The sequence below is a fragment of the Bradyrhizobium sp. WSM4872 genome, from assembly GCF_055811715.1.
The window spans coordinates 32,099-57,354 of sequence record NZ_JBVVPT010000039.1; the positions used below are offsets into that span (position 1 = coordinate 32,099).

The 25,256-nt window shown below is 61.6% G+C and carries 16 protein-coding genes and 2 pseudogenes; 2 read left to right on the forward strand and 16 right to left on the reverse strand.

Translation table 11 applies throughout. The annotated features are described in order from the left end of the window. Positions 1-497 precede the first annotated feature (497 nt). Genes AC0L3C_RS32910 through AC0L3C_RS32935 form a run of 6 tightly spaced genes read right to left on the reverse strand, consistent with a single transcriptional unit; the run spans position 498 to position 8,058 of the window. The gene (locus tag AC0L3C_RS32910; protein WP_473410053.1) at positions 498-1,655 is read right to left on the reverse strand and encodes a hypothetical protein; all 1,158 of its coding nucleotides are present in this window, start codon (positions 1,653-1,655) and stop codon (positions 498-500) included. Then, positions 1,655-3,028, reverse strand: a complete 1,374-nt coding sequence (gene qhpG, locus AC0L3C_RS32915; protein ID WP_473410054.1) for a flavin-dependent monooxygenase QhpG — start codon at positions 3,026-3,028, stop codon at positions 1,655-1,657. Before qhpG ends, AC0L3C_RS32910 begins: the two co-directional genes overlap by 1 nt. Further along, on the reverse strand, positions 3,025-4,365 hold the full coding sequence (locus AC0L3C_RS32920) for a radical SAM protein (protein WP_473410055.1): 1,341 nt from the start codon (positions 4,363-4,365) through the stop codon (positions 3,025-3,027). The genes qhpG and AC0L3C_RS32920 overlap by 4 nt, the downstream gene beginning before the upstream one ends. Positions 4,366-4,388: 23 nt before the next feature. After that, positions 4,389-5,237: a hypothetical protein gene (locus AC0L3C_RS32925; RefSeq protein ID WP_473410056.1), complete on the reverse strand. Its 849-nt coding sequence runs from the start codon at positions 5,235-5,237 to the stop codon at positions 4,389-4,391. Continuing rightward, complete coding sequence (locus AC0L3C_RS32930) at positions 5,234-6,622, reverse strand: hypothetical protein (protein WP_473410057.1); 1,389 nt, start codon at positions 6,620-6,622, stop codon at positions 5,234-5,236. The genes AC0L3C_RS32925 and AC0L3C_RS32930 overlap by 4 nt, the downstream gene beginning before the upstream one ends. Next, the gene (locus AC0L3C_RS32935; protein WP_473410058.1) at positions 6,619-8,058 is read right to left on the reverse strand and encodes a ferritin-like domain-containing protein; all 1,440 of its coding nucleotides are present in this window, start codon (positions 8,056-8,058) and stop codon (positions 6,619-6,621) included. Before AC0L3C_RS32935 ends, AC0L3C_RS32930 begins: the two co-directional genes overlap by 4 nt. Before the next feature lie 1,059 nt (positions 8,059-9,117). Between AC0L3C_RS32935 and AC0L3C_RS32940 the strand changes: the two are divergent. Then, a pseudogene (locus AC0L3C_RS32940) lies at positions 9,118-9,957 on the forward strand (transposase); the annotation flags it as partial. Continuing rightward, positions 9,958-10,858: pseudogene (locus AC0L3C_RS32945) on the forward strand (IS3 family transposase); the annotation flags it as partial. Between the two features lie 468 nt (positions 10,859-11,326). Here AC0L3C_RS32945 and AC0L3C_RS32950 read toward each other — a convergent pair. The 10 genes from AC0L3C_RS32950 to AC0L3C_RS32995 form a co-directional block, all read right to left on the reverse strand. Next, the gene (locus AC0L3C_RS32950) at positions 11,327-12,454 is read right to left on the reverse strand and encodes an NAD(P)/FAD-dependent oxidoreductase (RefSeq protein ID WP_473410059.1); all 1,128 of its coding nucleotides are present in this window, start codon (positions 12,452-12,454) and stop codon (positions 11,327-11,329) included. 5 nt (positions 12,455-12,459) lie between these two features. Then, complete coding sequence (locus tag AC0L3C_RS32955) at positions 12,460-14,442, reverse strand: LodA/GoxA family CTQ-dependent oxidase (RefSeq protein WP_473251106.1); 1,983 nt, start codon at positions 14,440-14,442, stop codon at positions 12,460-12,462. A 23-nt stretch (positions 14,443-14,465) separates the two neighbouring features. Continuing rightward, a complete protein-coding gene (locus AC0L3C_RS32960; RefSeq protein ID WP_473410060.1) occupies positions 14,466-15,125 on the reverse strand; it encodes a hypothetical protein in 660 nt (219 codons plus the stop codon). 24 nt (positions 15,126-15,149) lie between these two features. Next, positions 15,150-16,346, reverse strand: a complete 1,197-nt coding sequence (locus AC0L3C_RS32965) for a hypothetical protein (RefSeq protein ID WP_231188945.1) — start codon at positions 16,344-16,346, stop codon at positions 15,150-15,152. Positions 16,347-16,557: 211 nt separating this feature from the next. After that, complete coding sequence (locus tag AC0L3C_RS32970; RefSeq protein ID WP_473251109.1) at positions 16,558-17,409, reverse strand: MBL fold metallo-hydrolase; 852 nt, start codon at positions 17,407-17,409, stop codon at positions 16,558-16,560. Between the two features lie 9 nt (positions 17,410-17,418). Then, the gene (locus AC0L3C_RS32975) at positions 17,419-18,534 is read right to left on the reverse strand and encodes a hypothetical protein (protein ID WP_231188941.1); all 1,116 of its coding nucleotides are present in this window, start codon (positions 18,532-18,534) and stop codon (positions 17,419-17,421) included. A gap of 39 nt (positions 18,535-18,573) precedes the next feature. After that, the gene (locus AC0L3C_RS32980) at positions 18,574-20,040 is read right to left on the reverse strand and encodes a hypothetical protein (RefSeq protein ID WP_473410061.1); all 1,467 of its coding nucleotides are present in this window, start codon (positions 20,038-20,040) and stop codon (positions 18,574-18,576) included. 700 nt (positions 20,041-20,740) lie between these two features. Next, positions 20,741-21,841 carry a hypothetical protein gene (locus AC0L3C_RS32985; RefSeq protein WP_473410062.1) on the reverse strand — a complete coding sequence of 367 codons (1,101 nt, stop codon included), beginning with the start codon at positions 21,839-21,841 and terminating at the stop codon, positions 20,741-20,743. Positions 21,842-22,078: 237 nt separating this feature from the next. Continuing rightward, positions 22,079-22,561: a hypothetical protein gene (locus AC0L3C_RS32990; protein WP_473251112.1), complete on the reverse strand. Its 483-nt coding sequence runs from the start codon at positions 22,559-22,561 to the stop codon at positions 22,079-22,081. Positions 22,562-22,590: 29 nt separating this feature from the next. Further along, positions 22,591-24,834 (reverse strand): multicopper oxidase domain-containing protein, encoded by a 2,244-nt coding sequence (locus AC0L3C_RS32995; RefSeq protein ID WP_473410063.1) that lies wholly within the window; start codon positions 24,832-24,834, stop codon positions 22,591-22,593. Positions 24,835-25,256: the final 422 nt, after the last annotated feature.

Here is a 25,256-nt window from a genome sequence, read left to right on the forward strand (position 1 = left end):
ATGCTCGTTGGTGCCTTACGGTCGAAACGGCCTCGCTGGATCGCGACGTTATCAAAATGATAGGTGGTTGTGACATCCCATCTCTTCATCAAACTCATGACCGTCATCGTTGCGGTGCGTCGTACCTGGCCTCGAAGTAACGCCCCACGACATGGGGGCGAACGAGCCGCTGAACTTGGCGACGCCCTCGAGCTATACATTGCATCGCTGAGTCGAGCCGACACGCACAGCCCCTTGTCTCGTCGAGTTTCTCTATGACCTACTGTGTAGTCGGCGCGTCGCTAGATGAAGGAGTATTCGCGGCGCCATGGTCGTTCCGTCGAAGCCGTGCCGACACCGGCCAACAGAGGCTCGACGTACTCCACATTTCCGTCCCCTCCCCCGCCGACGGGGAGCTTGTAGTACTCGGAAAATTGGCGGACATCTCCATAACGAATGCTACTTCAGACGAGGTGCAGCCGAAGACAAGCACGAGAGGATCCTTGCGCGAAGGAGAGTCAGGAGTCGTGAAGTAGGTGACTGACGAATACGGGCAGGGCCTTCAGAAGCAACAATAGCGTCACCACCCCGATCCCTCTCTCGAATACTTCCTTGATCGCCGTGATGACGCCGTTGTCGGTGAATTGAGCGAAGACCGTGAACAACGCGATGGCGTAGCCGACCGTGTAAAGGTCGAAGAGATCGTAGTGCAGAAGGTCCATCGTATTGGTAAGCTTGCGGTAAGCCCCGGGATGATGGTCGACGCTCCGCTTCGTTCGACCGACGGCCGCCCCTCCACGCAGTCCCGAGCGCAGCGCAGGGGCAGCCGCCAAAAGAGGTGACAGCCAGAGACAATACTGAGGTAGCTTCTCGACGCCGAAACCGGGATGGTTGATCGCGACATGAGCCGCCAGAATTGCCGGATAGATGCACACGAACGCCACAGGCGAGAAAATGGGGTGTAAGGACGTTTTTTTTCCTGCCAGGAGCCACTCGGCGTAGCCGGATTTCCGGGCAATGCAGACGGCGATGTAGAACGCAAGACTCGCGCTGAAGACCTTGTCCGGAATGGTCATCACGAGGTGCATCGGCAACGTGAGAAGATCCGACATCCGCGACCTTGCGGTGTCGATCAAGCCGTACTCCGCGAGGCCGACCTTCCAAAAGTAATCATAGAATATCCGCAGCATGAGGACGGCAGGATGTTCCTTGGCCGCGGCGTCCGGAGGAGGCACGGTTATCCAACCGGAAAAGTCGTCGAGGATCGCCATCACCAGCAGCATGCACACGACGCCGACCACGAGCCCGTTCACGAGAATCCTGATGGTCAGTTGCCGGTAGAGATTGGGTTTATGCTCGGGCGGTATGGAGGGGCCGAGCCCCCAACGATGGGCAAGTGCGCCCCAGATGATGGCTCCCCACACGCTGACCGGCGCGTAATTCAGATACTGGCCTCCGAAAAAGACGTCTCCGGTCAGATTTGTGAGACAGCCGACGATCGCTCCGTACCACGGGCCGGCCAGAATGCTGGCCGTGGCAGTGGCCCACATGTCGAGAAAAAGGAACTGGTTCAGTACCGGAAGCGCTCGCGCGACAATCAAGTTTCCGACGATGAAGGGGACGGCAAGCAGGAGAAACTTCCTGGTATCGGGTGGGACCGAGAGCTTCATCGGCATCAGCAAGCGACCGCGATTTGATGCCGCCAAAACCAACGTAGCAACTCTACCGCCTTTTCCGGTGTGTAGAACGACGACCAAAGCGTGACGACTTGGGCCGCGGTCGTCTTTCCGGCGAATGCCTTGATCATCGGGCGAAGTGCCAGTCCGCCTACGAATGCAATCGGCTCGTCGAGATTGGGATGGAACAGACACCGCTCGCGCACGACGAGATCGTCTACCAGGCATGGAGCTTCGATGAACGTCACCCAGTCCGAGAGCATCAATAGTTGATCCGGAAACGGCAAGGGCGTCGGAGAAACTGCGGAAGGCCTGGCGGCCGAAGCTGCTGCGGCCCGGTCCTTCCAGAACTCCGTCCCATGGAAGCAGAAAGCCTCGGCGTATCGCTCCGCCGCCCAACTCTTGTGAGTTTCGCTTCGTGCTATCCGGCGAGAACTCCAATAATCGTTCGCGGCCGAATGGTCCGCCGACGGGGTGAGAAGGGTGTTGATCACGGGACCGGCGCACAACGCGGATTGAACCGCTGCCTGTACGCCGCTGGACGAGAGAGGATCCAAGGCTGCGTCGGCGTCGCCTATCCTCAGAAGTCCGGTCTCGCCTCCTTCGGTCAGGTACGGTGTGGCGTCGCATGCGCGCGGCGGTGATACGAGTTCGAGTCCCGGTTCCAGGATGTCCGATTCTTCAACGAGGCGTAGGAAGCGCTTTTCCAACGATCCCTTCAGGCGGTGCAGCGCGTCGGGGCTCGTGAATACGACGGCCAGGCTCCGCCGCGTACCGGTCGGCGCCGCCCAGGCCCACGAAGAACCGTTCGAAGACATCAGCACGGTCGGTCGCACTTCGCCTCTCCACGCGCCATGCACGGCGACAGTGGGGGCTCCGAGGCGTCTTCGAGCACGATGCCCCGAGCTTCGGCCTCTGGCGTCGACGACGAACGCGGCCCGGACCTGTCGCATGCCCGCCGCAGTGGCGACGTCGGCGACACAGCCTCCGGCGAAGCGCGTCAGCTTCGCGACCCGAGCGGGCTGCAGAACTCTCGCCGGAGAACTGGCGACCGCAGCGAGCATATCGGAATCGAAACGCCCCCTGTCGGCGACCAGGACTTCGGAAGGCGCAAGGGCTGAGTCGATCGACCCCCATCGCCGTTCGACCGTCAGGCCATGCCGATGGGCCGGATGCTCCAGGACATGCCGGACACCCAGGAATTCGAGCTGTTTGAATAACCCCGGGCTGAGGCAGATCCCGATGTGGTCGCGAGGAAACGAGACCTCCTCGCAAAGGATCACGCTTCTGCGCAGCCGCGAAAGCGTGAGCGCGCACGCCGCGCCGGCCGGACCTCCGCCGATCACGAGCACTTCCGTGTCTAATGTCGTCATGTTGCTGGACCGGATCCCGCGCCGACCGCTCGGCCGAGACCTTCGGGGCCCAATCGCAGATAGGTCTGCAGAGCGTAGAGCAGCCAGCCCCTTATGAAGTCGCAGGCGGGCCTTCCGCGGGCGATCACCTCATGATGACAACCTCCGCCGCAGAGGTATCGCGCCCAGCAGGTGCGGCAGGGCTGTTGTCTGTGGACGTGGCGCTCTTCCAGCCACGCGGTCTTTCGGTCGTGATCGATGCCGCCCTCGATGCTTCCCATCGCTCCGGCTTCGTCGCCGACGAACCGATGGCAGGCGGCAAGTCCGCCGTCCGCCGAAACACCGAGATAGGCCCCCCCGGCGCCGCAAGGATAGGGGCGATGGGTTCCCTTGTGGATCTCATGGAGCGCGGTCGTGATGTTGGAAAAGGCATACCGCTCTCCCGCCATCGCACGCCGTTCGAACTCCTCGCCGCACTCGATCATGGCCGCAAGCATGTTCTGCAGGTCGGCTTCGTCCAATTCTCCGCGTCCGGTCGGCGAGGCCAGCATCGGTGAAAATCCGACGCTGTAAAACCCGATGCCAAGAAGCTCGTCCAAGGTCTGCTTCAATCCCAAATTCGTCGGCGTGACAGTCACGCGCGCGGTCGTCTGCAGGCGCCCCGTGCGGCCCAAGAGCGGCCGTACGCGCTCGATGATCCGATCGTAGCTTCCGCGACCGCTCTTGAACGGCCGTAGCCGGTCGTGGACCGTTGCCGGACCGTCGAGACTCACCGTGACCGCAAATCCATGACTTTCGAAGAAGTCGGCGTCGTCGCCGTCGATCAAGGTGCCGTTGGTGGTGATCGAAAATCCGATCTTCTGGCCTCTCGCACGTGCCTTTTCCGAAGCGTAGGCAGTCGCCTGCCGCAGGACAGCTCTGTTGATCAACGGCTCGCCGCCTAGGAAGGCGAGATTGATGCGTTCGTCCGGCCGTGTCTCCGAGATGAGGAGATCTATGGACGCTAAAGCGGTCTCGATCGGCATGTTTTTCGGCGACGACCCGAATTCGCCTTCTCGTGCATAGCAGTACGTGCAGCCGAGATTGCATTTCTGTGCGATCGCCAACGAGATGGCGCGCACGGGTATGTCGCCAGGCACTTCGTCGCCGATATGCGGTCGTTGTGTCGTCAGGCCGAGCTTCGTCAGGAGTTCCGAAACTTCACCGTCGTTCGAGGCAGACACGAACCTGGCGAAGGTACTGGCGTCGAGATCGAAGAGTTGGCTGCCGTCGACCAGGAAAAGATGACCACTTTGTCTGGTACGGAGCAGGTGTATGTCGCTGAACTGCGGCTTGCTGCCTTCGGCAGCGTTCAACACGATCCTTGATGCCGATTCCTGGTTCACTTTGGCGGAGGCTCCTGGATGCCGCCTATGACGAACCGGAGTGCGGATTCCCAGGATTTGAACAGATCATCGTAGCTGAGGCTGGACTGGAAATCCCGGTTGTCGACGATGTAGTTGCCGGTGTTCTCGCGCTGCATCCAATTGTCGCCCCGGCTGAGACCATCGTCGCCGGGGACGACGTTCACGTAGTCCGGCCTGCTCGCGGCCCAATAGTAGCAGGCACACTCGCGATAATCGTTCTGCCAGGGAGAACAGAGCCCTTGGCTCAGTTCTCCTGGTTTCGCGAGGACCTCCGAGAGAAGCGCAAGCCGCTCTGATGTTCCTTCGACATCGGTGTGCTCGAATATCTGCCTCACCTCCAACTCTATCGTCTGCGTCGCGACGTCGGGGTTACCCGGCAGCACTTCCTTTTGGGCCGTGTCCTTGGTGAATTCGCAGTGAACCCTCTCGCCTTGCCGGCCGACCAGCAGGGCTATCGTATTCGACCACTCCATGAACGACACTGCATCCGGACTGTCGCCGGTCGAAAGCGTAGCCGGACCGCGGCCGGGCATGACCGGACCTTGGGTCAGGACGGAAATCGGCCGCTCGTTGATCTTCAGGAGCCGGCGGCCGACGAGATCCTTGTATTTTTCGTCCTCGAAGCCGACCACGTAGTTGTTGTTCTCGGACAGCACGATCCCCACCAGGAAGCGCCGCCAGATCGCCCGAAAGTCGAATTCCAGTCCCGGAAAGCAGTTCGATATTGCGGACGAGGGATGGCTGGCGGGCGGATTTCCGCGACCGCGATATGCCAGTTGTGCCGCTAGATTTCGGGGCGTTATGTCGGCGCGATCGTCGCTCATTCTTCTGCGCTCCGTTCTGGAAACAGCCCGCGCGTCACCGACCTGCGGATCAGGTCTAGCTGTCGCCGCGTGAGCGTGAGATACCGCGCATCCGCTCCCCGCATCATGGCCGGCATTTTGCGTCGGCCCCTATCTGAAAGGTCTCCCACTTCCTCCGGCCGGCGCAGCACGTCGACGAACCAGGGCGGCGTTCCGCTTTTCAATGCGGTCAGGATCGATTGGTGCAAGGCGACCACGGAGAGATTGTCGACGAGGGCGGTCGCCATGATCGGGGCGAACATGCGGTGGAAGTCGTTGGAATCCTGCAACGACATCATGCTCTCGGTACCAAGGCGGCCGTCCACCGGGTTGCCGTTGAGGACCGCCGTGTTCAAGAGACGGACGGTCTCGTAGGCGCGGCGGACTATGTCTTCCACCCGTTCGGCAGAAACGTCGGCGAGCCGAACCTCGGGCCCGAACAGGGCTTGTTCGATTTCATCCGCGACTGTGCGTATCGGAAGGGAATCCGGCGCGAACGCGGGCGGACCAGCTCCGATCCTCGCAAACGCTCGCAGCGTCTTGCCTCCGACCTGAAGTTCGGCTTCCACGATGCCGTCGCACTCGTCGTCGAGGTAGCCCCAACTGACCTGTGCGCCCTTCTCGTTGGCGTACCCGGCGTAAATCGCCCCGGGATTGGTGTCCGTGGGCTCGCCCGGATCGACGTAGCCGAGCCACGTCGCATGCTCTCCGGTAGTGTCGTAGATGATCCGGTCCTTCACGACATCGTCCGCTTCGGTTATGGGGCCGTTCACCCCCATTGCCGTAATTCGCCTCTCCGAGGCTCCGTAGACCAGTCCCGCCGCAGGTGTGTATCGCAGGCGTATTTCGGGGAAGGCGGCATTGGGTCTGATGTACCGGGCCGATCCGAGCGGAAGGATCTTGCCGGGAAGGAAATTGTCGCAGCGGCCTTCGATGGGATGCGCATCGTGGTCGCTGAACGACGTCGAAGCATGCACCTTGTCCTGCTCGACGCCCGTACGCCGGAACGACTTGAGGTTGCCCAGCGAGACGGTCCATTTCACGTCGGCGGGTTTCAGGCCTTCGGCGGCGAGGAGATCCAAGGTGAGGGGGGCCAGCGTGTCGGCATCCGTCCGCGCGAAAATCTCGAGAAAGGGGGCCACCGGCCGGATGCGCTTGCCATCCCGGAATTGGACCGGTTCCTTCGGTTGGTAGGCGTCCGAGATCTCGCCGGTCCGTGTGTCAACGCGCAGGGTCTCGGCGGCCCGGATCTGCCGGTGTCCGAGGGGGTCTTCGACAACGAGCTCGTAGTTCTCAAGTGGCTCTTCGGAAGAGCCGAGACGTGCGACGGCGAGAGGCGGAAGGATCCGGATTTCATGAATGCTCATGCGGCCCCCGTCGAGCGGCGATGACCCGTGCGCACGGTAGCGGCGTCGGCGTAGAGGCGCATCTCTTCCGCCGCGCTTGCGTCGAGGCTTAGCAGGGTGGCCGCATATTCGGCGTCGGTGCCTAGGGCGATCCTGGGATCTTCCAAAAGCGTCCGGCAGGCGGCAAGGAGGTCGATATGCAATCGCCAGAACGCGGCGTCGCTATCCGGAAGCTGAAGCGAATAGGGCATCTGAAACGGCGCTGCGGCTCTTTGTTCGCCAGTGGCGTTCAAGGGATGCCGAGAAAGCACGGCGGCTACCGCTCTCAGGGTGTACATCTCTGCGAACATCCTGTTGATCACGACGCCTTGTCGCCGCGTCAGGCCGCCCTCGCCGGAAGAGGTATGGGAATGAGCCAGGTAGCTGAGCAACATGCGATAGCGGATGTTGAAAATGTTGGCCCAAAGGCCGGCCAGGTCATCCTCGATCTGCGACTGTCCCTTGGCCGCCGGCAGACCAGGGGCTACGGGATTTGAAGGCACGGGAATGGTCGCTTCCCAGGCGCCATCCTTCGGGAAGTGCCTGAAGACCGTGAGGAAGCGACGGAAGTGAGAGGACTCGTCGTCCTGGGCCGCCGTCTTGTCGGGTGCCTCGCCCTGCTCCGCGACGGCGCTCAACGCGGCGACCGCGTCCGCCCTCGATGCAGCCCGCACGACGAGAACGTCCGGCGTCTTCGTGGTGCCCGCGACCGACGACCCGCGTGCTCCCTTGCCGTATCCCCGGGCATATTCGTCCCAGGACGATTGGGTCGGATAGGATTCCGGGTGGAATTCAGAGGCGGCCAGTTTAGAAGGATCGCCGATGAGCTCAATCAGCTTCTTGTACAGCGCCCCGACGCGATTGATCTTCTGTTCATCGGGGCCCGCCGCTAGCCTCTCGATCTCCTTGCGCTCCCCGACGCTAACGTCGTCCGGCCAGGCCTCGGGACTTTCGGTGACAATGTACTTCGCCAGCGTGGTTCGCGTGAGGCGCTCTAACGCGAACGGGTAGGGGGCGAGCACGGAATCCCATGGGTAGTCTTCTCTGTCGAGCGCGAGCGGAGCCCCGAGGAAGCGGATGACGTTCTGGACCGTCACGAGGTGTCCCATCTCCTCCTTTGCAATTCCGAGGATGATCTGTCTCCATTTCGCGACCGCGTCCTGGTGCTCCTCCGGCACCTGGGCGCCGCCCAACGACCAGCCTGCGTACAGGTACTGGACCATCAGCGAATGTTCGATTTCAGCCGCGGTGGTGAGCAGGAAGACGGCGAATTCGCGCCACGTGAACTCAGGAGGCGGAGATTCCAAGGCGGCGTGCTTGGCCACCGCGAGCATCGTCATTTCGATCTTCGGCGAAGTCGCAAGCTTGGGCGAGGTTGGAAAGAGACTCGCGAGATAGCGTTCGTTGCGCGCACGCATGCCGGCATCCCCTGACTGCGGACCAGTAAACCACAGATTGCGGAATTGCATAGTATGCATGTGAATTTTCTTTTTGGGCGCCCGCATGTGGAGGCTGCGCAACCTCATCCCGGGCAGAAACGACCCGGTCTTCAGTAGCTTCGATGTCGGGTATCTTCGATCCGGCCTTCGCAAGCGCGTCGTTCAGGGTGGATTGAATGTCGGACGGGCTCTTTCCCAGGTCGGCGGCGCCGCTTTGGCCCAGGTACACGGCTTCTGCACTCCCACACGGTGAAGTGTCGAGCTTCGTCGCCGGTGGGCAAACGCCTTGGCGACCAATCGCGGACCGCCGCATTACAGGCTTTTGTCGGAACACATTCTTCGGCCGCAGCTCAAGCGGTGGCTTTTCTAGGAAAGTCGAGAATACTTTATCTTTAAGCGGGGGCTGGCTGACACTCTCTCCGCCGCTGCACTGTTCTCCACTCTATCCGATCGTTCGAACCGACAGCAGAACAGTAACTAACTCGACAAAGGCTGTTCGTGGCTGGTTCCGTGATGTTACCCCGAGTCACGGCGCAAACCGTAGCTTCTGAGCGTGGGGTCGGAGGACAGATTCCTTGTCTCGTCGTCTACGCCAAAGTTCAAATATGCACCACCGCGATTACGAGCGCCGCGATATGGCGGAGCAAGTTTCGCGCGAGCCCCACCGTCGTCTGGTGTCAATCCATGCTTTGAGCTCAATGCCAAGGTTCTCATTGATTCCCGCCACCAGATCCAACAGCTCAAGGGAAGCCTTGATTGCCTCGCGGCGAAAATTGCGACAGGCCTGGAATGGCCAGGAGGAAACATCACACTGAAATATGAGCGCGCGGTACGCGGCTCGTGTCGTGTAGTTCAGATCAATCTGCTGGGTTTGATCGCTTTGTCGCGCACGACTGCCGCTGAGAGGCAGCTTTGGGTAGGGGAGATTGCTGCGCCTATGCGAATGCATGGCAAGAGTTTGCAGAGCCAACCGAGTTCGGTGTGCCTCTCCTTGAGAGCCACAAAGGTCTCCTTGTCCTGTTCCGAGAGCTCCGGAACGGCGCGACCGGCATGCGGATTATCCGAGCCATTGTCGCAGGCGAACGCAATCCCGACGTCCTAGCAACCTATCGGGACGTGCGCTGCCATTCATCGATCGAGACGATCCGCGCAGCACTCGTAGGCAATGACCGCCACGAACATGTCTTCGCGTTGACTCAATCGCTGGAGCTCTACGACGCTTATCAGGCAAAGATGCTCGACTGTGATCGCAAGCTCGAAGTCCTGATCAGTGCATTTAACACCAAAGGAGCAGGACCAGTCGGAAAGCTAGCCAAGCCACGCGTCAAGCCCAAGCAGGTCAACACACCCACCTTCGATGTCAGGACCGCGCTGTATGGCGTGCTTGGCGTCAATTTGACTGAGATCCATGGGTTGGGTCCGTCGCTCGCATTGAAGCTCATCGGCGAGTGCGGCACGGATTTAAGGGCATGGCCGAGCGCCAAACACTTCACTTCCTGGCTCTGCCTCGCACCCGGCAACAAGATCTCCGGCGGCAAGGTCCTGTCCTCGCGCACACGGAGATCCTCAAGTCGCGCAGCTGCGCTGTTGCGGTTGGCAGCAACAACCGTGGGGCGGAGCGAGACAGCACTTGGAGCATTCTATCGTCGGCTGTCCTCACGCGCGGGTAAATCGAAGGCCGTGACGGCGACCGCTCGCAAGATTGCGGTTTTATTCTACAACACACTCCGGCACGGCATCAGTTACAGGGATCCTGGTGCAGACCAATATGAGCAGCAATATCGTAGCCGTGTCCTCGCCAACCTACAGCGCCGGGCGAAATCGCTAGGCTTCGTGTTGCAGGCCATTCCGGGCGACGCCAATCCGGCTGTTTCTTAGGAAGGCCGCTGCCTACTTCGCGAAGGAAGCGACATGAAGTTCGGCTTCATCGCGAAGCACCGGGGCATCTGGCCGGTGGCATGGCTATGCGAAGCGATCGGCGTGTCGCGGTCGGGCTTTCATGACTGGCTGAACCGATCTCCCAGCGACAGATCCCGTAGCGACGAAGCGGTCGGCCAGCAGGTCAGGGCCAGCTTCCTTGCCAGCGACCGGACCTACGGCGCACGGCGCGTCTGGCGAGACCTTCTGGCGGACGGCGTCGAATGCGGCCTGCACCGGGTCGAACGGCTGATGCGCCTGCAGGCCCTGCGGGCGCGGCCAAGACGCCGGCGTCTGCCGAAGGACGAAGGCGATCGCCAGATTGCGAACGTGGCGTCGAACCTTCTGGATCGGCAGTTCGAGGCCGAGCGGCCGAACCAGAAGTGGATCGCCGAATTCACCTATATCTGGACGGCCGGGGGCTGGCTCTACGTGTCGGCCGTGATCGACCTGTTCTCGCGCCGAGTGGTCGGCTGGTCGATGAGCACCAGCATGACCGCCCAGTTGGTTGCGGACGCCCTGTTGATGGCGGTCTGGCGTCGCGGCAAGCCGGACGCCCTGATGCATCACTCGGATCGCGGCAGCCCAGTACGTCAGCGAGCAGTTCCAGCGCCTGATGGCTGATAGCGGCATCGTCTGCAGCATGAGTCGGTCCGGCAACGTCTGGGACAATGCGGCCATGGAGAGCTTCTTCTCGTCGCTGAAAACCGAACGCACCGAGCGCAAAACTTATCGCACCAGGAACGAGGCCAGAGCAGATGTGTTCGATTACATCGAGCGGTTCTACAACGCGACCCGACGTCACTCGACGATCGGATGCCTCAGCCCTGTTGAGTTCGAGCGCAAGGTGGGATTAGCTTAACCCGGTGTCCATCAAACCGGCAGCAGCTCAGCTTCCGGGCTTCGCGCCGATGTTGGTCAAGATGCTGGCCGACCCATCGCTTTGCCTTGGCGAAATCAATCTTGCCGTCCTTCCGGGCGGGCAGGCCCTCCTTGACCACTGCGACACGCGCTGCCGGGTGACGTCGATCCGTCGGCCGAATTCTGCTTTCGAAATAATTTCAGTCGTCATCGGCCGTTCACCAGCTTCGCGCGAACGCGGCGCTCGACCTAGCGTACATGTCGCGAGGTCAAGGGAGGGCATGCGAATCGGCGAACGATCCGCACCTAGTAAGGACGCCCGATTGCTTGCTTCTTGAGCTTGCCGGCACATTCAACCTGTTGGCACATCTGAGCCCATGGCGTGGGTCCAACTCGCAATAGATCTGTCCCACTCAGGCGGCCGAGCAATAAGTCGGTGGATGCAGCGGGCGAGCGATTTCGAGCGACGTCACATTCTCAGCCGCGTCCTTGCCGCGAGCGGAAGGTGCGCTTGCCAAAAAGGTGTTGCCCAGCGGTGTGCGGCTGCTTGGTAAATCGAAAAAAGCTGCCGCACAGAATGGTGCCATGTTTCAGCAGTTCGTACGGCGAAGGCCTCCATGGCGACGCAATCGCCGAGGAGTTGACGGCCGATTGCCTCTGCACCGTCCACGGCCGATGCCATGGCGTTCGCAAGGCCTTGAGAGGCGATCGGATCAAAGCTTGCGGCGGCGTCGCCGATTGCCAGCCAACCCTCACCGGTCGGATGATCGAGGAACGACGGCGAGGCGTCGACGCTCTGCACATGGCCGCTACAAACCAGTTCCTTGGTCCAACGAGGAAGTGAGTTTGTGTCGTCGATCGCAGCGAGAAGGGCTGACCGCGCGGCGTCGCTTCGGGCGAGGGCGGGATCACCGGTGAACAGGGCGCACGTAAGCGTCTGCCCCGGGCCGCATACCGCGTACCACCATCCGACCGCAGTGGCTTCGACGGTCAGTGACGCCGGTTCGCTCTGCCTTTCTGTGTCGGGCGCGGACTGGATATGAACGGCGAGCAGGCGAAAGAGACACTTTCGTGTCGCGCCGAGCCGGCGAGCTAATGTCGACGTAGGCCCGCTTGCATCGACCACGAACGCCGCCCGCAGGGAGGCCAGACCATTCCTCGAACGGCTCTGCACAGACCAATATCTATTGCAGCGGCTTAGACCGCGAACGTGATGGCCGGGAAAGACACGGACGCCGGCCCTCATGGCTCGGCTCACGAGCAATTGCTCGAGGGCGACGCGGTCGATCACCCAAGCGCGCCCACCCGGGTGACGGAGAAAATGCTCGCGGTCCGGCCGAGCCGTCGACCATGCGCGATCGATGCATGCGAGGGGACATGCCAGATTGCCATTCGCTTCGACAACGTTGAGGAGACCGAGATGAGACAGAATAGGAATGGCGTTCGGCGTCAGTACCTCACCGGGCTTGCCCTTAGGCTGCAGGTCTTTCTCCAGGAGTGCGACGAGCAGACCCCGCTCCGCGAGAGCCGCGGCTGCGACCGCTCCCGCCGGGCCCGCGCCGACCACGAGAACGTCCCAGACGCGATCGTCGTCCACGCCGTTCACACCTCGCCCTGACGGAACTGATGGCGCGGCGGCGTGGTCGCTTCGGGCGGCGCGTCGAGGCCCGCTTGGAACGGAGTCGGCTCCGGTGTCCGCTCCCGCAGCGACTCGATCCGGGTAATCAAGGCAATTTTTTCGTCGGAGCCGGCATTCGCGCGATCGCGGCCAGTCTCCACGTGGACTGTTTCCGGGAAGCCAACCTCGCGCAGCGCCTGCGGCGTTTGGCGTGGTTCGACAATCCCGAGCGTTGCCCAGAGCTGAACCATCTTGTCAATGCGCTCGTAATAGGTGCGGCCGCGCACGTCGCGCAGCCAGTCCTCCCGCAGCAACGCGTGCTTGAGACGCTGCAGCTTTGGGTCATCAAACGGATCGGTGAGGTTAGCGCTCGCTCGCTCGAAAGCGGCAGAGCTCAGCACTTGGTCGGGCACGCGCGCGCCCCAGAAGCTCGGGAACGACAAATATGTGCTAGGGGAGTAATCGGCGCTGGAGTTGCACGATGCTTCGTCGGTCTGCCAGGGCAGGCCGAGCCAGCGCGTGAGCGCACCGGGGCCCGCAGCTGTGATCGGGCCTGCGGGTCCGAGGCATGTGTCCCGCGTCAGTTGTGAACCGAAATCCTGGCGCACGGCTTCGCCCTCAGGGACAAGGTTTAATCTGTACAGCAGGCGATCGTCGCGTTGGGCCGCGTGATGCAGCGCCCACAGCTCAGGCCGCCGCATCGGCCATGTAAGCTCGATGCCTGGGTGGAACGGGCCGCCGAGGCACTCGGTCAGGCCCACGCGCATCAGCTGAGATACTTGCGCATCGGCGGAGAGGGCCGCGAAGTCCGGTAGCGACGGTGGTCCCTGCCAATCGGACACAAACGTGCCCGCGGCCCACCGATCGAGGTGTGCGAACATCGTAGGCGTGACCGACAGAAAGGTCAGATCGACGTCGCGGGCCTCACCAAAGAGGTCCCCGTATATGTAGGGTATCTGCCGTTGCGAGCCGGGACCGGGAGATACCGGGCGGAACAAGGCAAAGACCTGTTGGCGCCAGGGCGCGTTCCCGGGACTGGCGTCGGCCAGGCGTGAGATCACCGAGACGGCCCGCGCATCGAGCGGCGACCCCACGCCGTGCGCGACAAGGAATCCGTGATTGATCCACTGCAGCGCGGTTAATCGGTCGAAGATCGGCCAAACGTTGTGCGAGAAACTTGTCCTCATCGGTCGGGCGAGCCAGCCGGCTGCCATGAACGCCTCCCGGACGGTGTCGTCCATCGTCACGAGACCGTTAAGGCCGGGCGCGAAATTGGGCGGCGTGACGATCACATAACCGGGATCAGCTTCGAATTCCGTGGTGCCCACGGTTACGCGCGCGCGCACCGGCCCGTCGCATGTGTCGTCATACCAACGATCGTTGTTGGCGAAGGTGACGGGGCGCATACTGGTGTAGAACGGCGCCGACTTGCCAAAACCGCCCAGGAAAATGAGCCGCCCGGCGTCGTCGGTTCGTAGCTCGCCAAGCGTGACGAAGAAATTGAGAATCTGCCCATCGTCGAAACGGAATTCGGGCCCGGACAGGTTCAGACCGCCGATCTGCCGCGCTGCCGGGCGAATGTCGAGCTCACGCCGCCGAGCATAGTCCACGTTGCGCCGCGCCGCTGGAACCACGAACTGCGCCGGCAGGTCCATGGCCTGGTTGAATTGGTACCAGCCGGCTTTGAGATTGGCGACTTCAACGCGCCAGGAGATCTTCACGTCCGGGCCCTGGACGAGTTCGATGGTCTCGCCTGACTTCAGCCGCGCATAGACGTGGAAGCGCACCCCTTGGCGTTTGATCTCGCCGGCCGCAGTCTGAAACCCGCCGCGCGCATCGGGCGTTCCGCCGATCACCTCGGGCGCCAGCGTGTAGTCGTCCTGCCCCTGCGCGTTGCCCAGGCGAGCAATGCCGATCGGCGGATAGACGCCTATCCAGGCAATCTCGGATGCACTCACGCCCGACATGTCGTCCCCCAGTATGCTGCCGCCTATTCCTTGAATCGAAGGTCCATCTCGTCTTCAGCGATGATGCTGTCGTTAAAGCCGGTCGAGCGCAGCACACGAACGGTGGCACGCTCCGCGGCAGGAAACTGGTTGCGGTCAAGCACGACCTTCGGGCTCTTCTGGCCAACGGCGATCGTTTGCCATGTTTTCTCGCCGGCAGGCCGCACCTGGATCGTGTAACTGACGCCCGGCTCATCGGGGGCGGCCATGGACATCGATCGCTTTTCGGGATGTCCAGGCGGCCCCGCGCCCATTTCCAATCCTTGAGACCGGGCTGCCACGGTGGGGTCCGGAGAGCCTGCCTCGAACGTGTTCACGATCTTGCCATCGTGCAGCAGCACGAGACGGGCCATGCCCTCCGCATACGATACGTTCTGGTCGATCAGCCCGGTCTTCGATGCATGGTCGTCGCTGGGAAGGAGAATAGTTGGCCGCACGCGGCTCAGCTCCTTCCCATCCGCCGCTTCCACGACGAGTTCGAACCCGGTGCCTTGCGGCGGCTGGTTGGCGGGTGGAGCCGCGCCTTCCATTGCTGATTGGCTTGCGGCCGCGGTGGCCGGATTGACATAAAGGAATTCGCCCGTACCTGATCCGATGTCGACCGATCCGACGATGTGAATAACTTTGTTCTCGTATGACATCATTCGCCTCCTGATCGTGAGCCGGTATCACGCGCTCGGCGGAGCGAGCGCCGTATCCTCATGGACCAGGCGATCGTGAATGGCCTCATAAGTATACGCCGAGAGCCACTGGCTGTCGGCATAGGTCATCACATCGTGATGGATGTTCCCCGGCAGCGCCCGCATCTGCAGGCCGAGGGCGGGGTCGCCGAAATCGAAACCCGCGAACTCCTGCGCTGGTGAGCTAATCAAGCCACCGGCATAGGGAAAGGTCGTTTCGAGGTTGTCTCGGGGCTGGCCCGTCCCCTGAACAGGATCAAAGGTCGGGAAGCCCGGGTGCCGGCGCTGGAACGTGTGGCCAAGTTCGTGCGCGCCGTACCAGTCCGCGAAACTCGCGTCGCTGTCGCCGGTCCAGCCGTTAGGCACGCCGCAGGGGCCGCATGCCACCGCCCCGAAGATGGTGGTCGCCTCATCGTAAAGGGCGCTGCCGCGCATAAAGCTTTTGCCCGCCTCATTGTCCACCAGGCCATAATAATGGGTCCGTGGATCCATTCCGGATGAAATCTCTCGCATGCGCAGGGCCGATAGCTGGGCGTTGACCAGGATCGACTGATTGCCCCCGAATGGCGGCCTGAGGCGGTCGCCATCGATGACAATCTGTGACCATTCGAGCGCGGCAACCGGGTAGGCCCGCGTCAGATAGGACCGAAGGTAATCGAAATGGATTGCGCCAGGTGTGATCGTCGCCGTCGGGGCGTTCGTGCTGCTATAGCGAAGCCCGATCGCCCGGATGCGCAACACCGGCGCTGCGACGAAATTGGCGGTCATCGCCGGTTGCGCCGCGAGTGGCAGCTTCTCTCCTCCCGGCACATTGAGGTGGTCGAGACGAAGTTCGATCGATCCGGCGCCGAGCGCGTCGGTCGGAAGAACAAAATTCAGGCTTTCGGCGACATCGAAGCGTTGTCCCATGAGATCGGGCGTGCTCGCCGGATCCAGCTTCACGCGGTTCATCGCCGCGAGATAGAAAGCGCCGCCGTTGGCGCGTCGCCACGTAATCTCGCCAGTCACCAGCGTCGAGGCAGCGACCGTGGCGGGGTCGAGATAGACGCGCACGATTGTGGGTTTGCCGGCAATGAGCCGCACACGGTTGTCGAGCGCCTGGATTACCTGCACGATCTCGACGCCGCGCACGCCGACATTGGCCGCTGAGCCCGTCCCCGCTGGAGCCAAGGCCGCTGCCGCCATTCGTGCCCGGCGCGGCCTCCTGATGGTTGGCTGTTCGTAGGGCGAGGACCCCACCGGATCATATTTCGGCGCCGCCCTGCCGCTGGAGCTCGGCGCATCCGCCGCTGACTTTCTTGGCCGTCGCGCACGTGGTTTTGTGTTCAAGGCGCCCTCCCTTCTCTTCTACAGCAGCCACGCTTGGTGTTGCGCATGGCTACCGCGCGATGCTCCCTCAACTTTGGTCAGCGCGCTCGATGATGAAATGATCACGCGTTATACGTTGCGCTAAAGTGCCAATCGCTTCACAGGCCTGATGCCACTCGGCGAATATTTCGGCACTGAGCGGCAGCGGATGTTCGTCGGGCTGAAACGTCGTCCCGAGCGGATAAAGCTCGCCGGGCGTCCTTGTCATCTCAATATGATTTCCGAGCACGACTGAAACCGGGTGCTCGGATGCGAACGCCGCAAGGCGCGCCGCGCTGCGTCGATAAGCCGCCCAGTCGGCAACAGTCAGCAGGCCAGGGTAGAGCGTGTCCCCGGTCAGCAGAGCCTGCATGCGAGGGTCATAGACGGCGATGTGATCGGAAACGTGGCCCGGAAGGGGCAACACGACCAGCGCACGGCTGCCGAGATCGAACGTGGCTTGCCCTTCCGGCCAAGCGGGAAGATTGAACGCGTGCTGAACCGCGCCTACGCCGCGGCCGATCACCCTTGTCTGGGGCCGCCCGGCAAACTGCCTGTCCCAGAAGACATGATCGCCGTGGCCATGTGTGTGCGCTATAATAAGCTCGCCGATGGCGCGACCTTCTTCGGCACGCCGTGACAGCAGCGTATCGACAGCCTCGCGGATCGGCAGGATTTTCCGTGGGTCGCCGTCGTCGGGACTGGCCCCCGTATCGAACAGCACGGCCTTCTCGCTGCCCATCAGCAGGTACATGAACGGTGCTTCGAAACTGAAGCACTTGCTCTGCCGGAGCACATGGGTGTCGTCATCGACCGACACCACTTGCAGCGGCGGATCGGTGTTCGCCGCGCAATCGGCGGAGCCGTGGATCCAACTGACCTTGTCAATACGGAGCGGCACGGCTTGCCCCTAGAGCCGTCCGCGCGTGTGGCCGGCCGAAAGCACCGCGCTCACCGAAAGCGGCCCGCCAGGACCGCCCGCGGCACCCGCTCCGTCGCCGACGCAGCCGCGAACCGGCTGCGCCGTACTCTGGCCGATGCGCGTTGCGAGCGCCCGGATCGTCATTTGAATCCGGTCTGCGATCTGGCCACCGAACTGGATCGCTCTTCCGTCGATTAGTACATCGCCCAGCACGTAATTGCGGTCGCTCGGCACTTCGATGACGGCTCGGACCGGACGTTCTGGAGTTCCGCGCGTATACTTCCAGAAAGCGGCAGGATCGCTGCCGTCGGGGGTTTCCCATTCCTGCATGTCCAGGCCGCCGAAATAGATGCCGACAGGGTTCGCGACAGTGACCTCTGCCTTGCTACGCGCATGAAAGTTCACGCGCGCGCCGATGAACGGGTCGCTGTGTCGCTGTTCGGCGCCGTATCGGCCACACCGGATCAATTCCAGGGTATCGACCATTGGCGAACCATCGGCGCGCAGCCGCGTAACCGTTGCCGCGCCCGCGATCTCGATCTCGGCGCCCAGTGTGTTGTTCCTCTGCACGAGGTGCATGGCCCCGTTGGAGGTTGAATTGTTGAAGCGATTGCGCAGGATGTAGGCGCCCGATGGGGTGAAGAGGTCTGCCTGCGTTGCCGAGGCGTCGACATGTTGCTTGTAGAGTGCGAGCGTTTGGGTCGGGTCGGTTGCGGCGAGAAAGCGCCAGTACTCCGGCCCTTCGCAGGTAAACGTGACCCGCGTGATCTTGTTCGTGCCGGATTGCCGGGTCACGCTCCACTCACAGTACTCGTCCTGAACGTCGCGTGAGGCATCGGCAGAGCGCCACCGCTCCATGTCCGAGCCGCTGCTGATCTGCACAATGCGGGGAAACGCTGTCCATTTCACATCCTCAAACGCCGGGTTGGGTCCCGCCTCGACCTTGGCGGCATTGAAGAATTGCGCCCGGGGCGAATCGAACGGATCGCCGCTACCCTCTTGAGCGGAGTTCAGCGCGTCGGAAATGAACTGATGCCAGGCATCGCGTTGGGCCGGTCCGAAATCGTCCAGAAAACCCGGTGGGTCAAATCGTTGCAACGCCATATTCACCTCCCTGATGACTGCGCGACAGGACCGGAAATCTCATCGTTCGACCACCTCGGCATCCCTGGTTACTGCCAGAGGCGGCGCGTTCTCATCGATGTTGCTGAACGGTAGCGTCAGGCCGAATTCAGCTATCTTGCGCTTGCGGAAAGCGCGCCTGCGCCAATCGGCGACACGCATGAAATCGAGAACGCCTTGCGACGTCGCGAGACGCGCGCGCACTTTGGCAACGAACGCGTCAAGTTCCGCGGCGGCCCTTGTGCGCATCGCTGCCTCGTCGAGCGTCAGGTAGTCGGCTGCGATGCGTTCCGGTGCCTCCGGAGGCAGGCCGGCCGCGGCGATGTTGATGTTCCTGCGCGTTTCGGCCTCGATCTGGCCTGCTGGCGTTGTCCCCGCCGGGACGTACTGCAGCAGACTTTCACGCGCGGCCGAGTCAGTCGGATTCCAGGCGTCCACCATCAGGAGCCCAAGAGCAAAGCCGGGAGAAAGGATGCCTCGTCGCGTGAGCTCGCCCACGACCACGCAGTCCTCGAATGCCCGCTCCGAAACCGGCCAGGCAAAGAAGGCATCGCCGGCCTGCTGGAAGCCCGCATCCGAGCGCTTCAGCACGAGCCCGAGTGCGGCGACGGCGCTTTCGTAGTCCGGTCGTCGCACCTGAAACGCCTGGCCGAGTCCGGTGATATCGAGCGCGAGCTGGTTGACGATGCTCTCGACGTCGAAGAAGAAAGTGGCCGGCAGTCCGAACTCAGGCTTGCTCCCGCGGCTTCGCTCCTCGCTTGAGACGATGTTGACGGATGTGGCCGCGAGCAGGTGGCGCAACAGCTCCCTGGGCGCCGCGATACCGCCTGACGCGCCGAGCAGGCGATCAAGGCGCGCGCGGGTCCAGCGTTGAACGGCCGGTCGTACCACCCGCCGCTCCAAGATGTCCGCGCTCTGGCGGGCAGCGAAAAGCGGATCGGTCCTCACCGGGTGATCTGGCGGAAAGGACTCAAGCGGGATCTCCTGCGCTGTGCTGTTCCAGTGCAGCCAGGGCAAGCGCAGTTCTTTCATGACCAGCGTGCCATTCACGTGGCTATCGAATGGCCCTTTGCCCCGCGCTGCATCATCGAACGCGTGCCAGGAGGAGCCTTCCCACAACCATGCGTCTCCTGCGCGCTCGTAGAAATGAAACACCTTGTTGCGGCTGTCCCAGCCAGCGACCTGCAGAAAAGCGGTCGGATCGGTCGCGGGCGGTCGCGTGCTGACCAGAACTGTTGGTCCATTGGCGGAACGGCCGCGGGTGACCACGTAGCGGACGCTCCTTGGCAGCCGCGAGTTCGCTTCGTTGAATGGAATCTGGCCGGCTTCCGCGACGACGAAGACCATTTGCTCGGGCAGGCCTTCGGGGGCGCCATTCGACTCGTTCAGGATGGCGAGGAGTTCGGCAGTCGTCCCTGGGAAGCGCCCGCGCGCCAGTACCAGCTCGAAGAAGGGGTCGCCCAGGGACGCGCGTTCGCCGTCTGTCATGGGTCGGCCTCCATTGGGATCTATACCGACCACTCTGGCGCGAAGGCTGGATGGAGATGAACCCGCGGAGTCGGAGGGACGATCGAGTCCGGCCGCGGCATACGATAGAGGATGGGAGCGTGTAGGATTAAGCGGATCTTGGCCGAGACTCATGGTGAGCCTCCCTTCCGACGCCTTTGGTGCTTGCCCTTCCAACCATCAGCGTCCCCCAATTTCATGAAGTATTCTTGTCGCAATCTAATATAGCATTGACTATCTGCTGATGCCTCGGGTTGCGCAACAATTTTTTGCTGATTGCCACGCGCGGAATGTCGCAGAACCGCTTGCGATGCTGCAGCGCGAACAATTGCGGATCTCGCTTTCGCCACATTGCGATTCGTTGCGCGGCCAAGAGATCGAAATCGCTGCCGATGCACGGTGGCTGCCTTTCGAAAGGTCAGCCGCTAGACCGAGCCCGCATCCCAGCGCGAAAGCCGAACGAAATCGTGGCAGTCGCAAGTAGAAGCGGGACACACTACGCTTGGTGCACTGCGCCGTCGGCGCCGAAAAGCGAATTATTTTCGATGGCGGATAGGGGGTAGCGAACCAAATGCCGCCGGAAATCGCCCTTACAAGACTGCTATTTTTCAGGTTTCGACACGCCCAAGCGCGTCGAGAAACGTCGCATGGTCATTTCGCTGGGTGACCATGCCTTCTGGCCCTAAACATGGGGGGCTTGAATTGGACCTTCTGGTCCTGCTACGGCATTCGAATATTGAAATTGAATGGGCACCGTACGAGTGCCATTGGTGAGATTCACCTCCTTCATCACGCGGCTCAGATTCGCACCAGCTTCGGTTATTGGGAAGTCGCCGCACTCTTCACCCTGTGCGGACGTCCATCCGAGAAACTGGACCGCATTGGGGCTGCTGCCGGCCCGAATGGCATCCTCCACGTCGGGGTCGGTCCGCGCCTCGTTCAGTTCGTGATAAAACGTCGCAACGATGTTTTTCCATGGCTGATCGAACGCGACGATCCCGTTATCGGATCCGCTCGGTCGCGTTTCGGAGAAGACGCCGATAGCGTAGTAGATCGTGACCTTGCTGGTCGGATGGATTGAGCCATGATAGCCGCCCAACCCTCGCAGCGAGCTGGCTTCATCCTCGACGGGAATAACAGCGGCGGCGGCATTGCCGACCGGGCTGATTGCAGCCGTCGGATCCTCGTCGGTCGTCAAGATCGTTTCGCTCGGCAGCAGGAAATTGAAGACGGTCGAGCCGAAATCGAAACCCTGCAGCGCGCCCTGCTGGAAAAGGCTGTTGACCAGCTGTTCGACGTCGCCTTGCGAGAACTGGGATGGCCTTGCGCCAGGCAGTATGTGCGAGGGCTGGAACGTTGTGGTGATCGGCTTGTTCTTGAAGTACTGCATCATGACGTTGTTCAAGTTGGTGTCCGCCATCGCGGCTGCCAAAGCATCGTCGATATTCTTGATGTCGCTTGCCGCCCATGACGATGCGCCACCGATATAGAAATTGGTATAGACGAGGTCCTGGATGATATTTCCACCGTGATTGATCAGATTGTGCGTGGGAGTTGGCGCGAATGTCGACGCGGTAGCCGCTACAACGGCAGCCATCGGCGCGGCCATGCCCCGGTAATACGTTTCAGCCGGCGAACCCGGGGTGGTAACAACGTTCATCGGACGAAATTTGATCGCCCTCTTGGTTGATCTCTTGGTGGGTGATTTCTTGGACTTGCCCGATTTCGCTTTCGTAACTGACTTCTTCTTTGCAACCGAGTTCTTCGTCTTTGCCTTGGCCATGAGACTTTCCCTCCTTAAGTAACTCGACATCCGGGCCATCGATATCGTCGCGCGCGTTCGCCGCGACGACGCACGAAATGCGAGAACGTCGATGGCAGCTCAATTAGTGAGCCCATCGGGCAGATCGCAGCCGCGATGGACTTCCATCGATCCTCCAATCAATCTCCCGTCGCTCCGCACGAGCATGCGAAGTGCTTCGGCGCGAGCGACAAGGGGCGCGTGCGAGCGCTGCCGATCTCACGGCTCGAGCTTGAGCACTCCCGGCATGAGGCCCTTGTGGACCACACAAAAGAAGTCGACCGGATCCTTAAACTTGTCCGTGACTTCCAGCCGGAGGCTTCCAGTGAACCCGACGCCGAACTTGCTGGTGGTCCCGTTGCAATCGAGTTCGCGGAGCGCGGCGTTGGGTTTCCCCGTCGTGTCGTCGCAGGCAAGCACGGGACTCTTGTCCTCGGCCGGAGGCCCGCCATCGGTTCGCTTGATGGTGACAAATCCGTGATGGACGGGGCCGCTGGGGATCTGAACCTCGATGATGTCACCGACCTTCAGATCATCGACGGCGAGAGGTATGGAAGCCGTCGATTTCTTGTCCTTGTAGGTCCAGGCGAGCCCCTGGACACCGATCACATGGGTGTCCGCCGCAGATGCAGCACCCGCAAATGCCAGAGTTGCACCGACAATGATGCTCGCCATCGGAAACGGCATTGACAACGTCCTCATTGGTCTCCTCCTCACTCGGCGTTTTGACGCTATTGCGCTGCCAGCCCGGGACCCCAAACCTCGATAGGAGCCATCAACCCTTTGTCCTCATGCTTGAGGATATGGCAATGGAAAACGAAGCGTCCGAGCTGCTGGCTTGTATCGAAGCTCATCACCACGAACACCGACCCCCCCGGAGGCAGAGGAATTGTATCGTGCCAGCGTCGCGTCGCGCCGGGATCCAGGTCGCTATTTTTTTGATCGTCATAGAGATCATAGTTTGGCACATCCGCCGGGCATGCGCCCTGGCCGCAGGTGCGCGCCGAATCGGGAGGCTTTATGAAATAGCTGTAGAGTTCATCGGCTGTCGCCAGGCGAAATTTCATCTGATGAATGTGGAAATTATGCAGAGTGCTTGTTTGATTGGACAGAACCCAAAGCTGTTTGTGGCTACCCTCGTGAGCTTTCTTGTCGATGAAGACGCACACATGCTTCTTGTTCGTCCAATCGACGAGCCCATCGCTCCCGACATATTCCTCGAACGGGATGCCCCCTCCGTTAAGCCCGACCGTCGTCTTGTCGGGATCTTCGTCCGCTGGTGGGTTGTGCATCGGTTCGTCCTGCGGGTCTGGTCCCGTCGGGCGCACTATCTGGGTGAAAACGCTCCAATCGGTCGTTTGCCCGTGGCTTGTCGTGACGCCATCCAGAAACATGACCCGGCGATACTCACGAAACGCCGGGGCCAGATCGCGAATGCATCCCGCGGGTAGCTCTGCAGTCTCAATCGCCAGGGCCGGGCTCGCAATTTGGGGCGGACCGGGGGTGGCGACGGCAGCATTCAATGCGATCCGCACGTTGCTCGCAGTGGCATTAGGCTCCAGCACGATACGGGCCAGCTGGATCTCCGGCCATTCGTCCGTTCCCGCTTCGACCCTGTGTCGCTTGGTCTTCAGAATATAGACCTGCCGGGTCGGACGCTTGTCGTCGTTGCGCACGTAGATCTCCGCGCGCGTGGCCGGCATCATCAGCACATCGTCATAGTCGACGGCCTGCACTGGTTTCTGTGCCTGCCCGGGTGCAATCGGTATCGCCGGTACTACTCCATCGAGGCTGAGGATCGTCATCCGCAGAGGCTTCTTGTCCGCCGCGTCCTCGTTCCGCAGCTCCAGCCAGTACGGGATGTTGGCGCTGAGATTGCCCAGCCGGAGGAGGAGATTCTTGCCGCCCTCCACAGTGATCGTCGGGTATCGCTGCCCGTTCACCGTAAAAAGCAGTGCCTTCGTCTGCTCGCGCTGACAGAAGCCGGTTCGCAGCTTCGGATCGAGGTCCGGTCCGGAACCGTCCGGATTCCACACCCCGCACGACTTGCCCGGAGTAAAATCCCGCGCGGCCGGATCCGGATCCCACGTCGCAGCATCGCCGTTCGCCTCGCCGGGGAGCTTGGCGATGTTCATTACCGGCATGTCGCGGAGCAGCGCATAGCGCACCATGGTGATACGTTTCAGGTCGCTTGTGTCCTTCGCGAGGTCGTTGGAGCATTTCTCCTTGTCGTTCGGATCCGGCAGACAGCCGGCCTTCACGTTGGCCGTTGCTTCGCCGACCGAAAGCAGACCCGACATTCCGCCCATCACCTGATCTGACGAGATCCCGTGCAGATGCGAGTGATACCAATTCAGCCCAAGAGGGTGCGGGATGAGTCCCGTGCTTTCGAGAACGCGTGCGTCGATCATGTCATTGCCGGGGATCGGCGTCTTTCCCGGGATCGGCACCTTGTAATCGAAACTCAGGCCCGGCTTGAGATGGACATAGACGTTGTCGCCCGTGCCAAGCTCCGCGGGCGCGGGTCGCGCGTTGTTCGGTGATACGATTCCGCCATGAAAATAATGAAGATTCGTCGAACCGTCATTGTGGTCGTGCATGCTGCCGTTGGCGCTGGAGGTCAGCGCGTTGATCAGGTGCGCCGAAACGGTGTCGCCCGGCATCGCTTCAACGATGGGCGTAAGATAGTTGTGATTGTAGTTTCCGGAGGTGACCTTGTAGCCGCCCATGGCGATCTCGGCGCTGGCTGCCTTCAGAGTGATCTGCACCTCGTTTTGGCCATTGACGAGCGGCGTAATGGAGCAGATGCCGGCGAGATCAGGCTGTCCTGCCGTTGCTTCAGAGCAGATTGGTGGCTGAACGAGCTCTGCTGCGATTGCCGCCTGAAGCAGGAAACCCAGGGCGACCCCGGTCACCCATGCAGCCTGGCCAAACCGGATCGGAAGCCGCGCTTCCCACTGATTTAAGCGTTGCATCGCGTGACTACCCAAACAACGGTGCGCACATGACGCCGCGCTCGAAAGCGCGGACCAAATTCAATCGATTCAAAAAGTCGTTCGAACTCATAAAAAGACGTGAGCGACCTCACGTTGCCATTGATACTACATGCGCCTTTCTGATGTAGTCAATCCATTCCACGCAGCCAGCGACGAAGACCCCAGATGCGACCATTGAATGATGGATCCTCCCTGCGCGGGCACACAGCAAGGGGAAGGTCTGAGGCCCGGTTCTGTTCGAGGGCTGACCGCCCTTCTTGCGGGGCACATCAGGGCACTGAGAGAGGGAATGAATCATGACGGAGCCGGCCAACCAGCTGACACTGAGCTGGTCCCGGTTGTCTGAACAGAGTTTCCGCGTCGATAGGTGGAGCCTCTGCCGGGGTTAGGCTGCCATGCGG